The 19,891-nt window shown below is 61.4% G+C and carries 13 protein-coding genes; 12 read left to right on the plus strand and 1 reads right to left on the minus strand.

Annotated features, from left to right (window positions below; genetic code table 11):
- The first annotated feature begins 78 nt into the window (after positions 1–78).
- Genes Q0603_RS04905 through treY form a run of 6 tightly spaced genes read left to right on the plus strand, consistent with a single transcriptional unit; the run spans position 79 to position 14,071 of the window.
- A complete protein-coding gene (locus Q0603_RS04905; RefSeq protein ID WP_298722913.1) occupies positions 79–2,019 on the plus strand; it encodes an alpha-1,4-glucan--maltose-1-phosphate maltosyltransferase in 1,941 nt (646 codons plus the stop codon).
- Entirely contained in the window at positions 2,016–5,327 is a 3,312-nt protein-coding gene (gene treS / locus Q0603_RS04910; protein WP_298722915.1) for a maltose alpha-D-glucosyltransferase, read from the plus strand. The genes Q0603_RS04905 and treS overlap by 4 nt, the downstream gene beginning before the upstream one ends.
- Positions 5,324–7,471 carry a 1,4-alpha-glucan branching protein GlgB gene (gene glgB / locus Q0603_RS04915; protein WP_298722918.1) on the plus strand — a complete coding sequence of 716 codons (2,148 nt, stop codon included), beginning with the start codon at positions 5,324–5,326 and terminating at the stop codon, positions 7,469–7,471. The genes treS and glgB overlap by 4 nt, the downstream gene beginning before the upstream one ends.
- Before the next feature lie 2 nt (positions 7,472–7,473).
- Complete coding sequence (gene glgX, locus Q0603_RS04920) at positions 7,474–9,552, plus strand: glycogen debranching protein GlgX (RefSeq protein ID WP_298722920.1); 2,079 nt, start codon at positions 7,474–7,476, stop codon at positions 9,550–9,552.
- Positions 9,549–11,342, plus strand: a complete 1,794-nt coding sequence (gene treZ, locus Q0603_RS04925; protein WP_298722922.1) for a malto-oligosyltrehalose trehalohydrolase — start codon at positions 9,549–9,551, stop codon at positions 11,340–11,342. The genes glgX and treZ overlap by 4 nt, the downstream gene beginning before the upstream one ends.
- Positions 11,343–11,344: 2 nt before the next feature.
- Entirely contained in the window at positions 11,345–14,071 is a 2,727-nt protein-coding gene (gene treY / locus Q0603_RS04930; protein WP_298722925.1) for a malto-oligosyltrehalose synthase, read from the plus strand.
- A gap of 36 nt (positions 14,072–14,107) precedes the next feature.
- Here treY and Q0603_RS04935 read toward each other — a convergent pair whose 3' ends face one another.
- Positions 14,108–14,251, minus strand: coding sequence for a hypothetical protein (locus Q0603_RS04935; protein ID WP_298722927.1), 144 nt, complete (start codon positions 14,249–14,251; stop codon positions 14,108–14,110).
- A gap of 199 nt (positions 14,252–14,450) precedes the next feature.
- Between Q0603_RS04935 and Q0603_RS04940 the strand changes: the two genes are divergently transcribed.
- Genes Q0603_RS04940 through Q0603_RS04965 form a run of 6 tightly spaced genes read left to right on the plus strand, consistent with a single transcriptional unit; the run spans position 14,451 to position 19,882 of the window.
- The gene (locus Q0603_RS04940; RefSeq protein ID WP_298722931.1) at positions 14,451–15,305 is read left to right on the plus strand and encodes a GntR family transcriptional regulator; all 855 of its coding nucleotides are present in this window, start codon (positions 14,451–14,453) and stop codon (positions 15,303–15,305) included.
- Positions 15,295–16,530, plus strand: coding sequence for an ABC transporter substrate-binding protein (locus tag Q0603_RS04945; protein ID WP_298722934.1), 1,236 nt, complete (start codon positions 15,295–15,297; stop codon positions 16,528–16,530). The genes Q0603_RS04940 and Q0603_RS04945 overlap by 11 nt, the downstream gene beginning before the upstream one ends.
- Before the next feature lie 57 nt (positions 16,531–16,587).
- Positions 16,588–17,460 carry a branched-chain amino acid ABC transporter permease gene (locus Q0603_RS04950; protein ID WP_298722937.1) on the plus strand — a complete coding sequence of 291 codons (873 nt, stop codon included), beginning with the start codon at positions 16,588–16,590 and terminating at the stop codon, positions 17,458–17,460.
- Between the two features lie 2 nt (positions 17,461–17,462).
- The gene (locus Q0603_RS04955; RefSeq protein WP_298722940.1) at positions 17,463–18,443 is read left to right on the plus strand and encodes a branched-chain amino acid ABC transporter permease; all 981 of its coding nucleotides are present in this window, start codon (positions 17,463–17,465) and stop codon (positions 18,441–18,443) included.
- Positions 18,436–19,188 carry an ABC transporter ATP-binding protein gene (locus Q0603_RS04960; protein WP_298722943.1) on the plus strand — a complete coding sequence of 251 codons (753 nt, stop codon included), beginning with the start codon at positions 18,436–18,438 and terminating at the stop codon, positions 19,186–19,188. The genes Q0603_RS04955 and Q0603_RS04960 overlap by 8 nt, the downstream gene beginning before the upstream one ends.
- Positions 19,181–19,882, plus strand: coding sequence for an ABC transporter ATP-binding protein (locus Q0603_RS04965; protein WP_298722946.1), 702 nt, complete (start codon positions 19,181–19,183; stop codon positions 19,880–19,882). Before Q0603_RS04960 ends, Q0603_RS04965 begins: the two co-directional genes overlap by 8 nt.
- Positions 19,883–19,891 lie beyond the last annotated feature (9 nt).

The following is a 19,891-nucleotide window of genomic DNA, read 5'->3' on the forward strand; positions in this document are numbered from 1 at the left end:
CGCCCGCTATTCGGGCGGCCGGAACAAAGCAACAGGGAGGTGGTTGCTGGTGCAGCAGGTGATCAGGCGGTGCGGACGATGGCTGTGGTGACGAAGCGAAGACAGCGCAAAAGCGAGAAAACAGAACTCGATCCCGTACCGGTCCAAGCTCCCCGCCATATCATTGAGGATGTCTATCCGTCCCTGAATGGCGGCCGTTTCCCCGTCAAGCGCATTGTCAATCAACCTGTCGATGTCTGGGCCGATATTTTTGGTGATGGCACCGATGTGATCGAAGCCGTGCTGGTCGTTTCGCGGCCGGGGGGCGGCGGCGAGCAGGTTATCCCCTTACGCTATCATGAGAATGACCGCTGGCAGGCCAGCTTCATTCCCGAGAAGCCGGGGCGCTACAGCTTTCGCATCGAGGCCTGGGCCGATCCGTTCCTGACCTGGCAGCGTGACCTGCGCAAGCGGATCGAGGCCGCCCAGGATGTTGCGCTGGAACTGCAGGAAGGCCAGGGCATGCTGGAGCGCGCCGGGCTGGAGCCGGTTTCTGATGCAGAGAGACTGCTGTCCAGCGAGATTGCCGTGAAGATGCGCCGTGCCCAGTCGCATGGTCCGCGCGCCGTCAGTGCGGATTTTCCGCTGCTGGTCGAGCGGGAGCGGGCGGCCTGCGGCGCCTGGTATGAAATCATGGCGCGCAGCCAGGGCAAGGATCCAACGCGCGGTGCCACCTTCGACGATTGCATTGCCCGCTTGCCCGATATCGCCGCCATGGGCTTCGATGTCGTTTATCTTCTGCCGATCCATCCGATCGGCGAGACCGCCCGCAAGGGCCGCAACAACAGCCTGACCTCAGAATCCGGCGATCCCGGCAGTCCCTATGCGATCGGCGCCGCGGCCGGCGGTCACGATGCGATCCATCCGGAGCTTGGTACTTTGGAGGATTTTCGCCGTTTCGTGGCGGCCTGCCGTAAACACGGCATGGAGGTTGCGTTGGACTTCGCCATCCAATGCTCACTTGATCATCCCTGGCTGCGCGAGCATCCCGACTGGTTCCGCAAACGCCCGGACGGCTCGATCCGCTATGCCGAGAACCCGCCGAAAAAATACGAAGATATCGTCAATGTGGACTTCCACTGCGCTGGAGCGCCCGATCTGTGGCGCGCCCTGCGCGACGTGGTGCTGTTCTGGGTGGAGCAGGGCGTGCGGATTTTCCGTGTCGACAACCCCCATACGAAGCCGTTTCCCTTTTGGGAATGGATGATCGCTGAGGTGCATCAGGTCGCGCCGGATACGATCTTTCTTTCCGAAGCTTTCACCCGGCCCAAGGTGATGAAGGCTCTCGCCAAGCTCGGTTTCTCACAGTCCTACACCTACTTCACCTGGCGGCTCAGCAAGCAGGATTTTAGGGAATACCTGACCGAGCTGACACGCTATCCCGAGCGGGAATTCTTCCGCCCGAACTTCTTCGTCACCACGCCGGACATTCTGCCATTTCACCTGCAGGGCGGCGAGCCATGGGCGTTCAAAAGCCGTTTTGCTTTGGCCGCCACGTTATCCAGCAATTACGGCATCTATAACGGCTTCGAACTGCTTGAGCATGAGCCGGTGCCGGGCAAGGAAGAATATCTGAATTCCGAGAAGTACGAATATAAGGCCCGCGACTGGGACAAGCCCGGCAATATCAAGCCTTATATTACGCAGCTCAATAAGCTGCGCCGCGAGAATCCTGCGCTGCAGCAGACCAACGACCTGCGTTTCGCCCAGATCGATCATGAGCGCGTCATCGGCTTTATCAAGGAATCGTCGGATCGTGCGAATGCCGTCGCGGTTGCCATCTCGCTCGAGGACGGGGCTGTCAAGGAATTCTGGTTTCATTTCGGCGACATGACCGTCGGCCCGGACGATGACCGTCGCCACGTGGCCGCCATCGAAAATCTGGTGACTGGAGAACGTCATCGGCTCGAATGGGGCGGCATCCGCCTGAGGATCGATCCAGAACAGGATCCCATGCTCATCTTCAGGTGCCTGCCATGAACGCGCTGTCCGGCAATGACGTGGTGGCCAGCCTGCGCCGCAGCGCGCAGGAAGATCAGGACCATGATAACTGGTGGTACAAGGACGCCATCATCTATCAGTTGCATGTCAAAGCTTTTGCAGACAGCAATGGCGACGGCATCGGCGATTTCGCTGGCCTGACCAGCCGTCTTGGTTATCTGCAATCGCTGGGCGTCAATACACTTTGGCTGCTGCCCTTTTATGAAAGCCCGCAGCGCGATGACGGCTATGACATCGCAGACTACCGGAAAATTCATCCGGATTTCGGCACCATGGCCGACTTTCGCCGCTTTCTGGCCGAGGCAAAGCGGCGCGGCCTGCGCGTGATTACGGAGCTGGTGGTCAATCACACCTCCGACCAGCATCCCTGGTTTCAGCGGGCGCGGAAAAGCCGCCCGGGTTCCCGCTATCGCGACTGGTATGTGTGGAGCGATACCGATCAGAAGTTTCTCGAAACCCGGATCATCTTTACCGATACCGAAAAGTCGAACTGGACCTGGGATAGCGAAGCCGAAGCCTATTACTGGCACCGCTTCTTCTCCCATCAGCCGGATCTGAATTTCGACAATCCGGAAGTCGTGTCAGCCATCGTGCAGATCATGCGCTTCTGGCTGGACAAGGGCGTCGACGGCTTCCGGCTCGACGCCATTCCCTATCTTTGCGAGCGCGACGGCACCAACAACGAAAACCTGCCGGAGACGCATGCCATCATCAAACACCTGCGGGCTGAGATGGATGCCTATGCGCCCGACCGGGTGCTGCTGGCGGAAGCGAACCAATGGCCGGAGGATGTCAGCGCCTATTTCGCCGATGGCGATGAATGCCATATGGCCTACCATTTCCCGCTGATGCCGCGGATCTACATGGGCATCGCCGCGGAGGACCGCCACCCCATCACCGATATCATGCGGCAGACGCCGGAGATCCCGGAGAACTGCCAATGGGCGCTGTTTCTGCGCAATCATGATGAATTGACCCTGGAGATGGTGACCGACGAGGAACGCGACTATCTCTGGTCCACCTATGCCACCTCGCCGCGGGCGCGGATCAATCTCGGCATCCGGCGGCGTCTTGCACCGCTGATGGACAACGACCGGCGCAAGATCGAGCTGGTCAACAGCCTGTTGTTCTCGTTCCCCGGCACGCCGATCATCTATTACGGCGACGAGATCGGGATGGGGGACAATATCTTCCTCGGCGACCGCAATGGCGTCCGTACCCCGATGCAATGGACGCCGGACCGCAATGGCGGCTTTTCGCAATGCGATCCAGCCCAGCTTTATCTGCCCGCCATCATGGATCCGATCTTTGGATACCAGGCCGTGAATGTCGAAGCGCAGTCGCGCAATATCGCCTCGCTGCTGAGCTGGATGAAGCGGATCATTGCCGTGCGGCGTTCGACGCAATGCTTCAGCCGCGGCACGCTCACCTTCCTGCGCCCGGAGAACCGCTCCGTACTGGCCTATCTGCGGCAATGCGGCGATGAGGTCATCCTCTGCGTCGCCAATCTGTCCCGTTCCGCCCAGGCGACCGAAATCGACCTGTCGGCCTTTGCTGGCCGGACGCCGCTCGAGCTGCTGGGCAGGACCAGCTTCCCGAAGATCGGCACGGCACCCTTCACGGTGACGCTGGCACCCTATGGATTCTTCTGGTTCGAACTTGCCCGTGTCGCGGAGCCCGTCCACATGCAGCGACCGCTGATGCCTGCCTTTACCACTCTGGTCTGGAGCAATGCCTGGGCGTCGCTGGAAGGGGCGGCGATGCGTCAGGTTTTCGAGGCCGATGTCCTGCCGCCATACCTGATGGCGCAGCGCTGGTTCGCCGGCAAGGGCCGCAAGATACCGGATACGCGTCTCAAGACCGTCATTCCACTCGACGCTGCCCATCCCGACATCGCCTTGGCCGTGATTGATACGAAATCGGGCGACCATGACGCACGCTACTTGCTGCCTTTGACCATCCAGTGGAACTGGTCGCGCACCAGTCAAAGCCTGCAGCCTTCTGCCATCCTCGCTATCGTGCGGCGTGCGGCAAAGCAGGGCGCCCTGGCGACAGCCATCGGCGAGAAGGAGCTGAGCACCTGGCTGCTGGCAAATATCCGGCAGGACGTGACGGCTAAGCAGGCCGGATGCCATCTTGAATTCAAGAAGACGGCAGCCTTCAGCGCAGATATGCCGACGACAATCGAGGAGGTGACGCCTGTCGGCGTCGAGCAAAGCAACTCCTCGGTGATCGTCGACAATCAGTATATGGTGAAGTGGTTCCGCCAGATCAGGCCGGGCCTCAATCCGGAAATCGAGATCGGCCGGCATCTCGCTTTGACGGACTACAAGAACGCGCCGCCGCTTCTAGGCACCTTGGAGGCCATTATTGACGGCGAGCTATATGCCCTGGCGGTGGTGCAAAGCTATGTCGGAAACCAGGGCGATGGCTGGGCGCTTACCGCCAGCTATCTTGACCGGTTTCTGGAAGAGCAGCGCCTGCTGGAAGGCGGCAGCGAGGCGATCCAGAATCAGCATGCCGGCTACATGCCGCGAATGCAGCAGATTGGCACCCGGCTGGCCGAACTTCATGCAGCATTGAGCCGCCCGGAAGGCGATCCGGCCTTCGAGCCGGAGCCGATGACCCAGGCCGATCTCGACGCTCTGGCCGACCGCGTTCTGCGCTCGGCAGAGGAACTGCAGGAAATGCTGCAGCAGCGCCTGCCGTTGTTGCCTGACCGGGTCAAGCCGATGGCTGCGGCGCTGGTGGAGCGCCGGCAGGAATTCATCGACCGTATCGCGCGGAAAAAGCCCGCTGACAAGACGACATCAAGGGCACGTCACCACGCGGATTTCCATCTCGGCCAGGTGATGATCGTGCGGGATGACGTCTTCCTGATCGATTTCGAGGGCGAGCCGAGCCGCAGCATCGAGGAACGCAGCCGCAAGGAATCTCCGCTGCGCGACGTGGCCGGACTGATCCGCTCGCTGGATTACGCCGCCTTAGCCGCCGTCGATCGTGTGGTGCAGGTGATCCCCGATGGAGCCGAACGGCTCTATGCTGCTGCCCGTCAATGGCAGCGCGAAGCCACCGCAGAATTCCTCGATGCTTATCGCCGCCACCCAGATGCCATGGCCCTGCATCCAGAATCGGCAGCGGCCTTCCAGGAATGGATGGACTTCTTCCTGCTGGAAAAGGTGATCTACGAGGTCGGCTACGAACTGGCCAACCGGCCGGCCTGGCTGCATGTGCCGCTGATCGGGATATGGAACCTGATCTTTCCCGACGAGGGCCTGCCGCGATGAGTGCGCTATCGCCTGAAGCCCTGGCGGTGGTCGCTGGCCGGCACAGCGATCCCTTCCGTTATCTTGGTCCGCACCGGATCAATGGCGGTCTCATGATCCGCGCGCTGTTGCCCTCGGCGCAGGAAGTGCGGGTCGTCAAGCCCGACGGAACCGAGCACGCGTTGAAACCCCTGCATGAAGCCGGCCTTTTCGAGGGACGCGTGCCCGAGCCGATTGATGAGTATCGCTTTCGCGCCCGGTTCGGCGACGTGGTGGCAGAGATTGACGATGCCTACCGGTTTCCGCCGGTAATATCCGACTTTGACCTTTATCTTCTGGGCGAGGGCACGCACCGCCATGCCTATGATGTGCTGGGAGCGCATCCGCGGCAAATAGATGGTGTCGACGGTGTCACTTTCGCCGTCTTCGCGCCGAATGCCGAGCGGGTCAGCGTCGTCGGCGATTTCAATCACTGGGATGGCCGGCGCCACGCGATGCGAGTGCGTGGTAATGGTTTTTGGGAAATCTTCATTCCCGGCGCCAAGGCGGGGCAGAAATACAAATACGAGATCGTCGGCCCAGGCGGCGAAATGCTGCCACTGAAGTCCGATCCCTTTGCCTTTGCGGCTGAAGTGCGGCCGAGCACGGCATCCATCATCGTGGACCTGAAGGCCTTGCCGCGCGCCAATGCGGGGCTGCCTGATTTGAACCGCCGGGACCGGCCGATCAGCATCTATGAGGTGCATCTGGGCTCCTGGCGCCGGGCTGAGGACAATCGCTGGCTGACCTATCGCGAACTGGCGGAGCAGTTGCCGGCCTATGCTGCCGATATGGGATTTACCCATGTCGAATTGCTGCCGGTGATGGAGCATCCATTCGACGGGTCCTGGGGATACCAGCCGACGGGCCTATATGCGCCGACGAGCCGCTTCGGCCCGCCGGAGGATTTCGTCGCTTTCGTCGATGCCTGCCATGCGGCGGGGCTTGGTGTGATCCTGGACTGGGTGCCCGGACATTTCCCGGATGATCCGCATGGCCTGGGCTGGTTCGATGGCACTGGCCTCTATGAGCATGCCGATCCGCGGCAGGGCCGCCATCTGGATTGGGGTACGCTGATCTACAATTACGGCCGCCGCGAGGTTGTCAATTTCCTTCTGGCGAATGCGATCTTCTGGCTCGACCGCTACGGGATCGATGGCTTGCGCGTCGATGCGGTGGCTTCAATGCTTTATCTGGATTACAGCCGGCCGCAGGGTGGCTGGGTGCCAAATGCCCATGGCGGGCGCGAAAATCTCGATGCCATCGCCTTCCTGAGGCAGGTCAACACGGCCGTCTTCGGCGATTTTCCCCATTCGACCACCATGGCCGAGGAATCCACCGCCTGGCCACTGGTATCCCAGCCGGTCGAGATGGGCGGGCTGGGCTTCGGCTTCAAATGGAATATGGGCTGGATGCACGACAGTCTGCATTACATCAGCCGCGATCCCATCCACCGCAGCCATCATCACGGCGAGATCCTGTTCGGGCTGCATTACGCATTCTCGGAAAATTTCGTGCTGCCGCTCTCGCATGACGAGGTCGTGCATGGCAAGGCCTCGCTATTAGGCCGCATGCCCGGCGATCAGTGGCGGCGATTTGCCAATATGCGCGCCTATTTCGGCTTCATGTACGGGCATCCCGGCAAGAAGCTTCTGTTCATGGGCGGGGAATTCGCCCAGGAGCGCGAATGGAATCACGACCAAAGCCTGGACTGGCATCTGCTGGACCAGCCTGAGCATCGCGGCATCCAGAATCTGCTGCGGGATTTGAACCACCTTTATCGGGAGCTTCCTGCCTTGCATGAACTGGATTGTGAAGCATCGGGTTTCCAATGGCTGATCACCGATGACAGTGCCCATAGCGTCTTCGCCTGGCTGCGGCGGGGGCGGAAGGTCGAGGATGTCTGCCTGGTGGTAGTGAACTTCACCCCGGAAATCTGGCACGACTATCGCGTACCGGTTCCTGCGACAGGAAGTTGGCGCGAACGGCTGAATACGGATTCGGCTTTCTATGGCGGCAGCAATTGCGGCAATGCAGGCGTCGTGGTCACGCAGGACGGCGAATACGGGCCTGAGTTGCGGCTTGAAATTCCGCCGCTGGCCGCCCTGTTTTTCATGCCGGGCTGACCATGCGGGTCAAAGCAGGCTATGCCGATACATTGGGCGCGACCTGGGACGGCCGCGGGGTCAACTTCGCACTCTTTTCCGCCAATGCCGAGAAGGTCGAACTCTGCCTGTTCGACAGCCAGGGGCGGCGGGAGCTGGAGCGCGTGCCGCTGCCGGAACGCACGGATGATGTCTGGCATGGCTATCTGCCGGACGTCTCGCCGGGACAGCAATATGGCTATCGCGTCTATGGTCCCTATGATCCGGCACGCGGCCATCGCTTCAATCACCATAAACTGCTGCTTGACCCTTATGCCAAGCGCGTAGCCGGACGGCTGGTCTGGTCGGATGCACATTTCGGCTACCGGGCCGGCAGCCCGCGAGCCGATCTGTCCTTCGACCGCCGCGACAATGCGCGCGGCATGCTGAAATCCGTCGTCATCGACGAGGCGTTTACCTGGGGCAACGACCGGGCGCCAAGAATCCCCTGGGGCAAGGCCATCTTCTATGAAGCGCATGTGAAGGGGCTGACCAATCTGCGGGAGGATATCCCGCCGGCCTGGCGCGGAACCTTCCGGGGCCTGGCGGCGCCCAAGATGATCAAGCATCTCAAGCGCCTGGGCGTGACCTCGCTGGAGCTTCTTCCCATCCATGCCTTCATCGACGACCGGCATCTGGTGGAGCGAAGCCTGAAGAATTACTGGGGCTACAACACCATCGGCTTCTTTGCGCCGGAACCGCGTTACGGATATGAGAACACGCCGGCGATCCTGAAATCGACCATCGCGCGGCTGCATGACGCCGGAATCGAGATCATCCTCGACGTCGTCTACAATCACACGGCCGAGGGCAATCAACTAGGGCCGACATTGTCGTTCCGCGGCATCGACAACGCCGTCTATTACTGGCTGCGGCCCGACAATCCCCGCTATTACGAAGACTTCACCGGCTGTGGCAACTCCCTCAACCTGACCCAGCCTCATGTGCTGCAGATGGTAATGGATTCCCTGCGCCACTGGGTCCAGAACTATCACGTCGATGGTTTCCGCTTCGATCTGGCCACGACTTTGGGGCGCCAGCCCGATGGCTTCAACCGGCAGGCGGCGTTCTTCGCCGCCGTGCGGCAGGACCCGGCGCTGTCGCAGATAAAGCTGATCGCAGAACCCTGGGATCTGGGGCTGGGCGGATACCAGGTCGGCGGATTTCCGGATGGATGGTCGGAATGGAATGATGCCTATCGCCAGAACCAGCGCAGCTTCTGGCGCGGCGAGAAGGGGCTGATTGGCGACCTCGCCAGCCGGATGACCGGCTCTGCCGATATCTTCGATCATCATGGCCGCGGTCCCCGCAGCAGCGTCAATCATGTCACCGTCCATGACGGTTTCACGCTGATGGATCTGGTCAGCTACGAGGAAAAGCATAACGAAGCCAATCGCGAAGAGAACCGCGATGGCAGTGATCACAACATCAGCAGCAACAGCGGCGTTGAGGGGCCGACGGATGATCCCGAGATCAACAGGGCCCGCCTGCGGCTGCGCCGTAATATGCTTGCCAGCCTGATTCTGGCGCAGGGTGTTCCGCTTCTTCTGGCAGGCGACGAAGTCGGCAACAGCCAGGGCGGAAACAACAACACCTATTGTCAGGATAACGAGATCGGCTGGATCGACTGGGAGAAGCTCGGCGATAGAGAGCAGGACCTGTCCGATTTCATCGGCGAACTGGTCAAGCTGCGGCGCCGCTTCCCCCAGCTTGCCACGCAGCGATGGATGGTCGGCGGCAAGCCGGGGCAACGCAATGCCATTCACTGGTTGCGGCCCGATGGCACGGAGATGAAGCAGGATGACTGGTATTTCCCCGACGCCCGTTTCCTTGCCTATTCTATTGGACCGCTGGATGCGTCCGGCGTGCCGATCCTGATCGTCATCAACGGATCGGCTGAGGCGATTGCTTTGAAGCTGCCCTCTTGGCGTACTTACGCCGGCTGGCGATGCGCTTTTTCAACCGCGACCGGCGATGAAGCGCCGTTCCGCGGCATGCTGGAGCCCGGCGAGACCTTCGCCGCACCAGACTGCTCGATTTCGGTGCTGGAGGGCATCGCATGAGCGGCGAGCTATTCGGTCCGCGTCTCCTGCCCGACGGCGGCGTGGAATTCCGCCTCTGGGCGCCAGCGGCAAGGCAGGTCGATCTGGTGATCGCCGAGCCTCGGCCGATGACACCAGCGGAGGACGGATGGTTCAAGCTGGCGGTTAGCGATGCCGGGCCCGGGACGCGCTACCGGTTCCGGATCGATGGTGAGCAACTCGTTCCCGATCCCGCATCGCGCTATCAGCCGGAAGATGTCGATGGTCCGAGTGAAGTGGTCGCGCAAGACTTCGACTGGAAAGCCAGCGACTGGCGCGGCCATCCCTGGGGCGAGGCAGTGTTTCTTGAGCTGCATCTGGGGGCCTTCTCCAAGGAAGGCACATACCAAGGCGCGATGGCGCATCTCGATCATCTGGTCGAAACCGGCATCACGGCAATCGAGCTGATGCCGCTGGCTGATTTCGCCGGCAGCCGCAACTGGGGCTATGACGGCGTGCTCCTCTATGCGCCGGATTCCAGCTATGGCCGTCCGGAGGATTTAAAGGCGCTGATCGATGCGGCACATCAGCGCGGACTGATGGTGTTTCTCGATGTTGTCTACAATCACTTCGGCCCGAAGGGAAATTACCTCCACCAATATGCGCCGGACTTCTTCTCCAGGGATCATCAGACGCCCTGGGGCGGCGCCATCGATTACCGGGTCCCGCAGGTCCGCAGTTTCGCCATCGAGAACGCCTTATACTGGCTGCGAGAGTTCCGCTTTGACGGCTTACGGCTCGATGCCGTCCATGCCATCCGTGAGCTCGGCTCGCCATCTGTTCTGGAATCGCTAAGCCATGCCGTGGGCAGGTTTGCCCGCCAAAGCGGCCGGCATATTCACCTCGTTTTAGAAAACGACGATAATGCGGCCACTTTGCTCAATCCGGCCGAGGATATTCCGGATGGCCGCTATCGCGCCCAGTGGAACGACGATTATCACCATGCCTGGCATGTCCTGCTGTCCGGAGAGCAGGTCGGCTATTACGAAGATTATGCGACCGCGCCGCAGGGATTTCTGGAACGGTGCCTGAGTGGCGGTTTCGCGTATCAGGGCGAGGTTTCTGCGCATCGCGGTGGCGAACTGCGTGGCGAACCGACAGACGCGCTACCCAGCACCGCTTTTGTGAACTTCCTGCAAAATCACGACCAGATCGGCAACCGGCCCTTCGGCGAGCGGCTGGAGGCTCTGGCGCCGCCAGAGGCTATCGAAGCAGCCTTGGCAATCACGCTGCTGTTGCCCATGATCCCGCTGCTGTTCATGGGAGAAGAATGGGGCGCCAGGCAGCCGTTTCCCTTCTTCTGCGATTTCTCTGGCGATCTCGCGCAGGCCGTGGAAGAAGGGCGGCGCCGGGAATTTGCGCCCATCTACAAGTCACTGCCGCCGGGAAAGGACATTCCCAGCGCTTTGGCTGAGTCGACTTTTCTTTCCACCAAGCTGGATTGGAGCGAGCCTAACGGGAAGGGGAAGGCGCGTCTTCAGCTTGTGCGCCATCTGCTGAAGATGCGACAGAAGTTCATCGCACCACGCCTAAAAGGTCATCCGCAGCAATCCAAAGATGTGCGAATCAAGGATGGCGTGGCGGCGGGAACCTGGATCCTCGGCGACGGTAGCAGGCTGCATCTGCGGGCCAACCTCACCGGACGCGAGACCGTAGCGCCATCCTGGCCGTCGGGTGCCACCGCGATCTGGCCCGTGCAGGAGAGTGGTCAGGCCGATCCATCGGCGCGGCTTTCGCCCTGGTCGGTGGTCTGGCTGCTTGAGGCGGTCTGACGATGGTTTCGGTGCCCAATGCCACCTACCGGCTGCAACTGACTGAATCCTTCACCCTAAACGATGCCGCGGCCTTGGTTCCTTATCTGCAGCGACTGGGGATCAGTCACGTCTATCTCTCCCCCATCCTGCGGGCACGCAGCGGCTCGACCCATGGTTACGACGTCGTCGATCCCAACCAGATCGATCCTCGCCTGGGCGGCGAAGAGGGATGGGCGCAGCTTCGCGCCGCTCTGACCGAGGCGGGGATGGGGGCGATCCTCGATTTCGTGCCCAACCATATGGGCATCGGCAAAGCCGACAACGATTGGTGGCTGGATGTGCTGGAATGGGGAATGGCCTCCCCTTATGCGCGCTTCTTCGACATCGATTGGCATCGCCCGGAAGGGCGTGCGAGGCCGGTTCTCGTTCTGCCAATCCTTGGAAAACCTTACGGCGAGGCGTTACGCGATGGTGACATCCAGCTGAAGTTCGACCGCGAAAGGGGCAGCTTCTCCTTCTGGTATTTCGAGCATCGCCTGCCGGTGCGCGTGAAGGATTATCTGACTATTTTGCGCCCTCTCTCGGCTTCGGTCCAAAATGCGCGGACACTTGTGGAGCAATATGAAAAGGCAGGGACGGGCCGTGACGCCGGCCAGAGGCTGAAAGCCGCTATGGCTGGATGCGCGGAACTGGGCGATGTTCTGACGGCCGAGCTGAAGAAATGGAATGACAAAAAGCAGCGCTCCGATCTGCACCGGCTGCTGCTCAGGCAGCACTACCGGCCCACCTTCTGGCGCAGCGGCACTGCCGCGATCAATTACCGCCGCTTCTTCGACATCAACGATCTAGCAGGACTGCGCATCGAGGATGCCGGCGTCTTCGATGCCGTTCACAAGCGGATATTCGAATTACTCGGCGGGGGCGGCATTCAGGGCATTCGCCTCGATCATGTCGATGGCCTGCAGGACCCCATTGCCTATTGCCGGGAACTGGGGGAGAGATCCGCCCGGATTGCTCCGGCGCCCTACATCCTGATTGAGAAGATATTAGGCGAGCATGAATCGCTGCCGGATTTCCCGCACGTCGCGGGAACGACGGGTTATGAATGGATGAATGTCCTCTCGCAGGTTCTGCTCCAGGGCGCGGGCATGCCGCGGCTGGAGCAGACCTGGCGCCATTTCACAGGCGAGAGGCGTCCCATCGACGAAATAATCGCAAAGGCCAAGGCGGAAACGCTGACCAATCTTTTCGATGCGGAATTCACCACGCTGATCCGGCTGCTGCATCGCATAGCCTTGGCAAGGCCGGACAGTCAGGACTTTTCTGCGGAGCAGCTGAGCGCTGCACTTCGTGCCTATATCATTGCCCTGCCGGTTTACCGGACCTATATGTCGCTCACGCGCGAGCCCAGTGCTCAGGACCGAGCGATTATCGAAAACGCCATTGTCGAAACCGGGTATCAGCTGCCCGGCATCGATTCATTGCTGCTCGATTTTCTGAAAGACCTTCTGTCTCTGGATTTGGTGCGCCGGCCGAAGAGCGGCTACAGCCGGCGCCGGGCGGCCAGCTTCGTTGCCAGATTGCAGCAGCTAAGCGGCCCGGTGATGGCCAAGGCGATGGAGGATACCAGCTTTTATCGCATCCCGCGTTTGCTGGCCTTAAACGAAGTCGGCGGCCATCCGGGCGCACCGGCCATGGAGCTTGCGGATTTCCATGTCGCCTATCGGCGGCGCATTGCGCAGCAACCCTATGGCCTGACGGCCACAGCTACCCATGATACCAAGCGCGGCGAGGATGCCCGCATGCGACTGGTGGCACTCTCGGAACTGGCCGATGAGTGGAGTGAACTGGTTGCGCAATGGAAGCACTGCAACGCTGGTCTGATCGAGACGATCGGCGGCAAGCCTGCGCCCTCACCAGTGCATGAATATCTTCTCTATCAGGCCCTGCTGGGCGGTTGGCCAGTTGACGGTGCACACGAGGATTTCCCAGAGCGTTTCAGCGCCTATGCCGTTAAAGCCGCGCGGGAAAGCAAACTGGAGACCTCATGGCGCGATCTCAATGGCCCCTATGAGGAGACCCTGGTGCGATTTGCCAAGGCTCTGGCCAGCGGCGATCCGGCTTCGGAATTCACAAAAAGCTTCAAACCTTTTGCGGAGCGCGTCGCGTTGCTGGGCGCGCTGAACAGTCTCAGTCAACTGGCCTTGAAGATACTCCTGCCTGGCGTGCCCGATATCTACCAGGGCACGGAATACTGGGATCTGTCCTTCGTCGATCCCGACAACCGCTGCCCCGTCGATTACGCCGCGCGCCAGCGACAGCAAGCAGAACTGATGTCGCCCGGTCAGCTTGTGCAGCATTGGCAGGACGGGAAAATCAAGTTCGCACTGCTGCAGCACCTTCTGCGCCTGCGCGCTGCCAATCCCGAACCGTTCCGGGAGGGTGATATGCAGTTGCTGCAGGTTACGGGCACTTATGCGGACTCCGTCGTTGCCGTAGCCCGGCGGCACAAGGACACTTGCGTCGTCATTGTCGCCGGCAGGCATATGAGTGCGCTGACCGATCAGGGGCGTCACTGGCCCGATGCGGCTGCCTGGGGCGATGCCGCAGTGGTTCTGCCGGATGGCCAGTTTCGGGATCTGCTCGGCGGGAAGAGCTGCAAAACCGGCAAGGCCGTGCTGTCAGAGCTGATGTGGCCCTGGTCGGTTGCTGTGCTTGGCAATGATGGGTTCCGCACCGTGGAATAGCAGCAGGTTATACGGGCCGCTGCGGTCACTATTAATTCAGCTGTAACGCGGCTCTACTTCATTTGCCGACATGGCCGCGTGGACGCCTGCATGCTGCGGGATATCGGAATCCATCAGTGCCGGATCGATCGCAGCGTCCACCTCGGTCTTAAAACGATGCGTTGCCGCCACCGAAATCATGGCGCCAACCAGGAATATGCTTATACCAGCCCATTCCGCGGCCAGAGCGCGCAAAAAATAGTCAATTTCAGAAGGATGATTCGGGCCTCGGCGCCCGCCGCCATTCAAGGCGGTGACGAAGCGGACGCTGGCTATAGTAGATATTGACTCCGTTCATAATGTCATATCAGTATAACAATAGACGGAGCGGGGGCAGTCGATGACCAGGGCAATTTATTCAGATGCGATCAGCGAGCGTTTGCCCACGCCGCTCTATCACCAGATTTTTCTTATTCTGCGCGGCCAAATCCAGGAAGGCCGTCTTCCGCCTGGCGCACTGGTTCCGGGCGAAGAGGAACTGGCGCGGCAATTCAATGTGTCGCGAATCACCGCGCGCCGTGCCTTGGCGGAATTGGCAGCTGAAGGCCTGGTGACGCGTGGCCGGGGCCGGGGGACGCATGTCACCGCCCGTAACGATCCGCCGCCGGTCCGCGCCGGCGTCGAGGGATTGCTGGAAAATCTGCTGGCGATGGGTCTGAAAACCCAGGTCAATCTTCTGGAATTCGCCTATGAACCGGCTCCGCCCGACGTCGCGGCAGCGCTGCAGATCCAGGCTGGTGAAGAAGTGCAGCGTGCGGTGCGCGTACGCTCGCTCGAAGCCGGGCCTTTCTCCTACCTGACGACATACGTACCGGCCGCTATCGGCCGAAAGTTCTCGCGCAAGGAGCTTGCGAGCCAGCCCATGCTTGCATTGCTGGAGCAATCCGGCGTGAGAGTCGGTGGCGCCGAGCAGACGATCGCGGCGACGCTTGCGGATGCTCGGGTTGCGCCGCTGCTGAAAACCGCCGTTGGCGCCCCGTTGCTGCGCATCAGCCGTGTTGTGCAGGACGTTGCCGGTCGGCCGGTGGAGTACATCGTCGGCCTGTATCGGCCGGATCGCTATCAGTTCCGCATGAGCCTCGACCGCGTCCGTGGCGAGGAACAAAACACCTGGTCGGCGCGCGTGGCGCCGGCGGCAGGGGGAAATAGGCCGCCACGCACCAAATCTCGCAGGGAGAAAATTCATGACCGCTGACAAATCTGTATCGCATGTATCTCGCCGCCATTTCCTCGCCGGCACTGCGGTTGGCGCCGCTGCCGGCATCGTCGGCTTTCCCGCCATCCTCAAGGCGCAGCCGAAGAGCATCAAGGTTGGTATCCTTCATCCGGTGACCGGACCGATCGCGCCGTCGGGGCAGCAGAGCCGCCTCGGCGCCAAGCTGGCGATCGACACCATCAACGCCAATGGCGGTATCTCTTCGATGGGCGGCGCCAAGCTGGAGCCGATCTATGCCGATGCGCAGTCCAAGCCCGATGTGGGCGCGGCGGAAGTCGAGAAGCTGAACGAAGCCGGCGTGTCGGCGATCATCGGCCCCTTTGCCTCGGGCATCGCGCTGGCCACCACGCAGGCCGCTGCCAAGCACGGCATTCCGCACATCGTCGACGTCGGCGTCGTTGATCAGGTGGTCACCCGTGGCCTGACCAACACCTTCCGCTTCGGCCCGGGCCTGTCGAAGATCGTCGATACGGCGATGGAGAACCTTGTCACCCTGAACAATCAGGCGGGCAAGCCGGCCAAGACCGTGATGATCGTGCATGAAGAATCGGCGTTCGGTGCCGGCATGGCCAAGACGCTGAATGAGAAGCTGCCGGCTCTCGGCTTCGAGGTGGTGGAAACCATCTCCCATGCCAACCCGACCCGCGACTTCAACAACATCGCGCTCAAGATCAAGGGCCGCAATCCGGACCTCCTGATCCCCTCGAACTACTACAATGAATTCGTGCTGCTGGCCCGCACGCTGCGCCAGCAGAAGATTCGCCCGAAGGCGATCTATGCCGTGCTGGGCGGCGCTGCGTCGCAGTATCGCTTCGTGCAGGAATTCCCGGATGCGGCTGAATTCGTGATGGATTGCAATCACTGGTTCGATCCGCGCAACCCGGTCGCGCTGGAGCTGAAGAAGAAGGTCGAAGCGGAAAAGGCGTTCTTCTCCTACGAAGTCTTCCTCAACTACGAATGCGTCCGGCTGCTGGCCGATGCGCTGGAACGTGCGGCGTCGGCCGACCGCGGTGCGATCACCCAGGCGCTGGCGGCCTCAGGCTGGAGCAACCACTTCATGCCCTATGGCCCGACCAAGTTCGTCAACGGCCAGAATGTCGGCGCGGCTCCGGTGAATACCCAGGTCCTGAACAAGGACATCAAGGTGATCTTCCCGACGGAATTCGCCAACGCCAAGCCGGTCTTCCCGGCGCCAAAGGCCTGATCCATCCAGGTGGCGGCGCCGGCTTCCGGCGCCGCCGCTTCAAGTGCGCGTGACTCGATGCTTGAACTCTCAATCCTGCTGCCTGCGATCCTGAACGGCCTTACGACCGGGGCGATCTATGCTCTGATCGCGCTGGGTCTGACGCTGATTTATGGCGTGCTGCATATCATCAACTTCGCCCATGGCAGCCTGCTGATGCTGGCGCTGTATGGCGTCTTTTTCCTGCATTCGCTGTTCGGGATTGATCCTTATCTGGCGCTGCCCATTGCGGCGGCGGCTTTGTTCGCTGTCGGCTATGGCCTGCAGCGTCTTATCATCGGCCATGCCAGCCATGGCAAGGATGAGAATATCCTGCTGGTGACGCTGGGCCTGTCGGTGATCATCGAGAATCTCGCCCTCTACCTGTGGCGCTCGGATACCCGCACCATCGACACGCCGTATTCCTTCGAGGTCGTCGACTTCGGGGTAGCCTTCATTCCCGTTCCCAAGGTCATTGCCTTCTTCGGCGCACTGCTGGTTGCAGCCCTGCTCTGGCTACTGATGGCCCGCACCGATCTCGGCCGTGCCATCCGCGCGCTGGCCAAGGAGCGCCAGGGCGCCAAGCTGGTGGGCATCAATGTTGAGCATATCTTCGCCATGTCGTTCGGCATCGGCTGCGCCTGCCTCGGCGTCGCTGCCTGTCTGCTGCTGCCAAGCTTCTATGTCAGCCCGCAGGTCGGCCATGCCTTCGTTCTGGTCGCTTTCACCGTCGTGGTTCTGGGCGGCATGGGAAGCTTTGTCGGTGCGCTGCTCGGCGGTCTTATCATCGGCGTGACCGAGAGCCTGGGGGGGCTGTTCCTGGGCGAAAGCCTCGGCCAGCTCGGGATCTTCCTCATCTTCATCATCGTGCTGCTATTCCGGCCCACCGGCCTGCTGGGGCAGAGGGCCTGATCATGCGCAACCTGACAGCCATCATCCTGTTCTGCCTCGTGCTGCTGCCTGCGCCGCTGCTGATCCAGTCCGATTTCTGGATCACCTGGCTCACGCTTGCGCTGTTTTATGCCTATCTCGGACAGGCGTGGAATCTGCTCGGCGGCTATGGCGGTCAATTCTCCTTCGGCCATGCGCTGTTCTTCGGCACCGGCGCCTATTGCACGGCGATCCTGCAGATTCATTTCGGGCTGAATGCCTGGGGCGGTTTCGTGCTGGCCGCCATTGCCGCCGGCCTGGTGGGCGCGGGCACCGGCTGGCTGGTCTTCCGCTACGGACTGCGCGGCTCCTACTTCGCGCTGGTCACGCTCGCCTTTGCCGAAGTCTTCCGCATTCTCGCCAACAGCTTCGAATTCACCGGCGCGGGCGTCGGCCTGCTGGTACCGCTGCAGCCAGGCTTTGCTCAGATGCAGTTTGAAACCAAGGCTGGTTTCTTCTGGCTGCTGCTTGCCCTGGTTGGGGCTTGCCTGCTGTTCACCTACTGGCTGCAGAATGCCCGTTTCGGCGCCCGCCTGATGGCGGTGCGCGAAAATGAAGATGCGGCGCGCGCGCTCGGCGTCGATCCCTTCGATACCAAGCTGCGGGCCATCACCGCGTCTGGCGCCATCGCCGGGTCGGCGGGTGCCGTCTATGTGCAGCTCTTTCTCTACATCGATCCCAACATCGCCTATGGCCCGGCCATGTCGGTGGAGGCCCTGCTGGTGCCGATCATCGGCGGCCTGGGCACGATTTTCGGGCCGGTGCTTGGCGCTTTTGCCCTGCATGCCATTGCCGAAATCGGCCGTCTGGCCTTCGGCGACGCGCCGGGCCTGAACCTCGTGCTTTACGGCATTCTGCTTGTGCTCATGGTGCTGTTCCTGCCCAACGGCCTGTTCGGCCTTGGCAAGGTAAGTTTCGGCCTGGGCAGCCTGCGCCGCCTGTTCAAGGGAGGCGCCCATGCTTGAGGTCAGCCGTCTCTCCAAGCGGTTCGGCGGCCTGGTGGCGACGAACGATGTCAGCTTCACCATCCAGGAAGGCAGCATTTCGGCGCTGATCGGCCCGAATGGCGCGGGCAAGACCACGATTTTCGCGCAGATATCGGGTTTTCATAGGCCCGATGCCGGGGATATCCGCTTCAACGGCCGGTCGCTGGTTGGTCTGACGCCGGAGAAGATTTGCCTTCTCGGCATCGCTCGCACCTTCCAGATCGTGCAGCCTTTCGCCGGCCTGAACGTGCGTGAGAATATCGCCGTCGGCGCTCATTTGCGCCGGGCCGGCCGCCGCGCGGCTTTGGAGCATGCCGAAGCCATCGCGCATCGCGTCGGCCTTGGGCCGCAGCTTGATAAGCCTGCTGCGGCGCTCACCGTTGCCGGACGCAAGCGGCTGGAACTGGCCAAGGCGCTGGCCACCGATCCCAAGCTGCTGCTGCTGGACGAGGTGATGGCCGGTCTCAATCCGGCCGAGATCGACGAGATCATTCCAATCATCCGCGGCATCCGCCAGTCCGGCGTCACCATCCTCCTGATCGAGCATGTGATGCGTGCCGTTATGAATCTGTCGGACCATGCCTGGGTGCTGAACAACGGCGCCTTGATCGCCAGCGGCACGCCTTCGCAGATTGCCGCCAATCCGCAGGTGATCGAGGCTTATCTCGGCCATGGCGCCGCCGCGCGCATGCAGGCTCAGATCCAGGAGGCCCGCCATGCTTGAGGTGCGTGGATTGCATGCGGGTTACGGTCAGGTCGCCGTCCTGCGCGGCGTCGATCTGGATGTCGCCAAGGGTGAAATCGTCGCACTGCTGGGCGCAAATGGCGCCGGCAAGTCGACGCTGAACAACAATCTCTGCGGCATCTATGGGCCGACGGCGGGCCGGATCCGCTTTCTCGGCGAGGATATCTGCGGCGCAGCCACCGACCGCATCGTCGATGTCGGCCTGATCCAGGTGCCGGAAGGCCGACGGGTTTTCCCGAACTTGAGCGTTCAGGACAATCTAGAACTCGGCAGCTATCGCCGCGGCCGCAAGAACCGCGCCCGCAATCTTGAGCGTGTCTACGGCATCTTTCCGCGCCTGAAGGAGCGGATGAACCAGCTTGCCGGCACGCTGTCGGGCGGCGAGCAGCAGATGCTGGCCATTGGCCGGGGGCTCATGGCGGATCCGGAATTGCTGATCCTGGACGAGCCATCGCTCGGCCTCTCGCCGCTGCTGGTGGAAGAGATGTTCGGCCTGATCCAGAGGCTCAACCAGGATGGCCTGTCGATCCTGCTGGTCGAACAGAATGTCGTGCAGTCGCTGGCGATCGCCCATCGCGCTTTCGTGCTGGAGCATGGCGTCATCGCCATGTCGGGACCTGCGGCGGCACTGATGAACGATCCGGGGCTGAAGGCCTCGTATCTGGGGATGTAAGTATGGTTC

Origin of the sequence: uncultured Ferrovibrio sp., assembly GCF_937960835.1 — a bacterium.
GTDB lineage: Bacteria > Pseudomonadota > Alphaproteobacteria > Ferrovibrionales > Ferrovibrionaceae > Ferrovibrio.

Bases quoted from the DNA above. Each gene is read 5' to 3' on its own strand.
- Q0603_RS04945 (WP_298722934.1), top strand. From the start codon at position 15,295: ATGACCGCTGACAAATCTGTATCGCATGTATCTCGCCGCCATTTCCTC.
- Q0603_RS04965 (WP_298722946.1), top strand. From the start codon at position 19,181: ATGCTTGAGGTGCGTGGATTGCATGCGGGTTACGGTCAGGTCGCCGTC.
- Q0603_RS04935 (WP_298722927.1), bottom strand. From the start codon at position 14,251: ATGATTTCGGTGGCGGCAACGCATCGTTTTAAGACCGAGGTGGACGCT.
- Q0603_RS04940 (WP_298722931.1), top strand. From the start codon at position 14,451: ATGACCAGGGCAATTTATTCAGATGCGATCAGCGAGCGTTTGCCCACG.
- Q0603_RS04960 (WP_298722943.1), top strand. From the start codon at position 18,436: ATGCTTGAGGTCAGCCGTCTCTCCAAGCGGTTCGGCGGCCTGGTGGCG.
- treS (WP_298722915.1), top strand. From the start codon at position 2,016: ATGAACGCGCTGTCCGGCAATGACGTGGTGGCCAGCCTGCGCCGCAGC.
- glgX (WP_298722920.1), top strand. From the start codon at position 7,474: ATGCGGGTCAAAGCAGGCTATGCCGATACATTGGGCGCGACCTGGGAC.
- Q0603_RS04905 (WP_298722913.1), top strand. From the start codon at position 79: ATGGCTGTGGTGACGAAGCGAAGACAGCGCAAAAGCGAGAAAACAGAA.
- treY (WP_298722925.1), top strand. From the start codon at position 11,345: ATGGTTTCGGTGCCCAATGCCACCTACCGGCTGCAACTGACTGAATCC.
- Q0603_RS04955 (WP_298722940.1), top strand. From the start codon at position 17,463: ATGCGCAACCTGACAGCCATCATCCTGTTCTGCCTCGTGCTGCTGCCT.
- Q0603_RS04950 (WP_298722937.1), top strand. From the start codon at position 16,588: ATGCTTGAACTCTCAATCCTGCTGCCTGCGATCCTGAACGGCCTTACG.
- glgB (WP_298722918.1), top strand. From the start codon at position 5,324: ATGAGTGCGCTATCGCCTGAAGCCCTGGCGGTGGTCGCTGGCCGGCAC.
- treZ (WP_298722922.1), top strand. From the start codon at position 9,549: ATGAGCGGCGAGCTATTCGGTCCGCGTCTCCTGCCCGACGGCGGCGTG.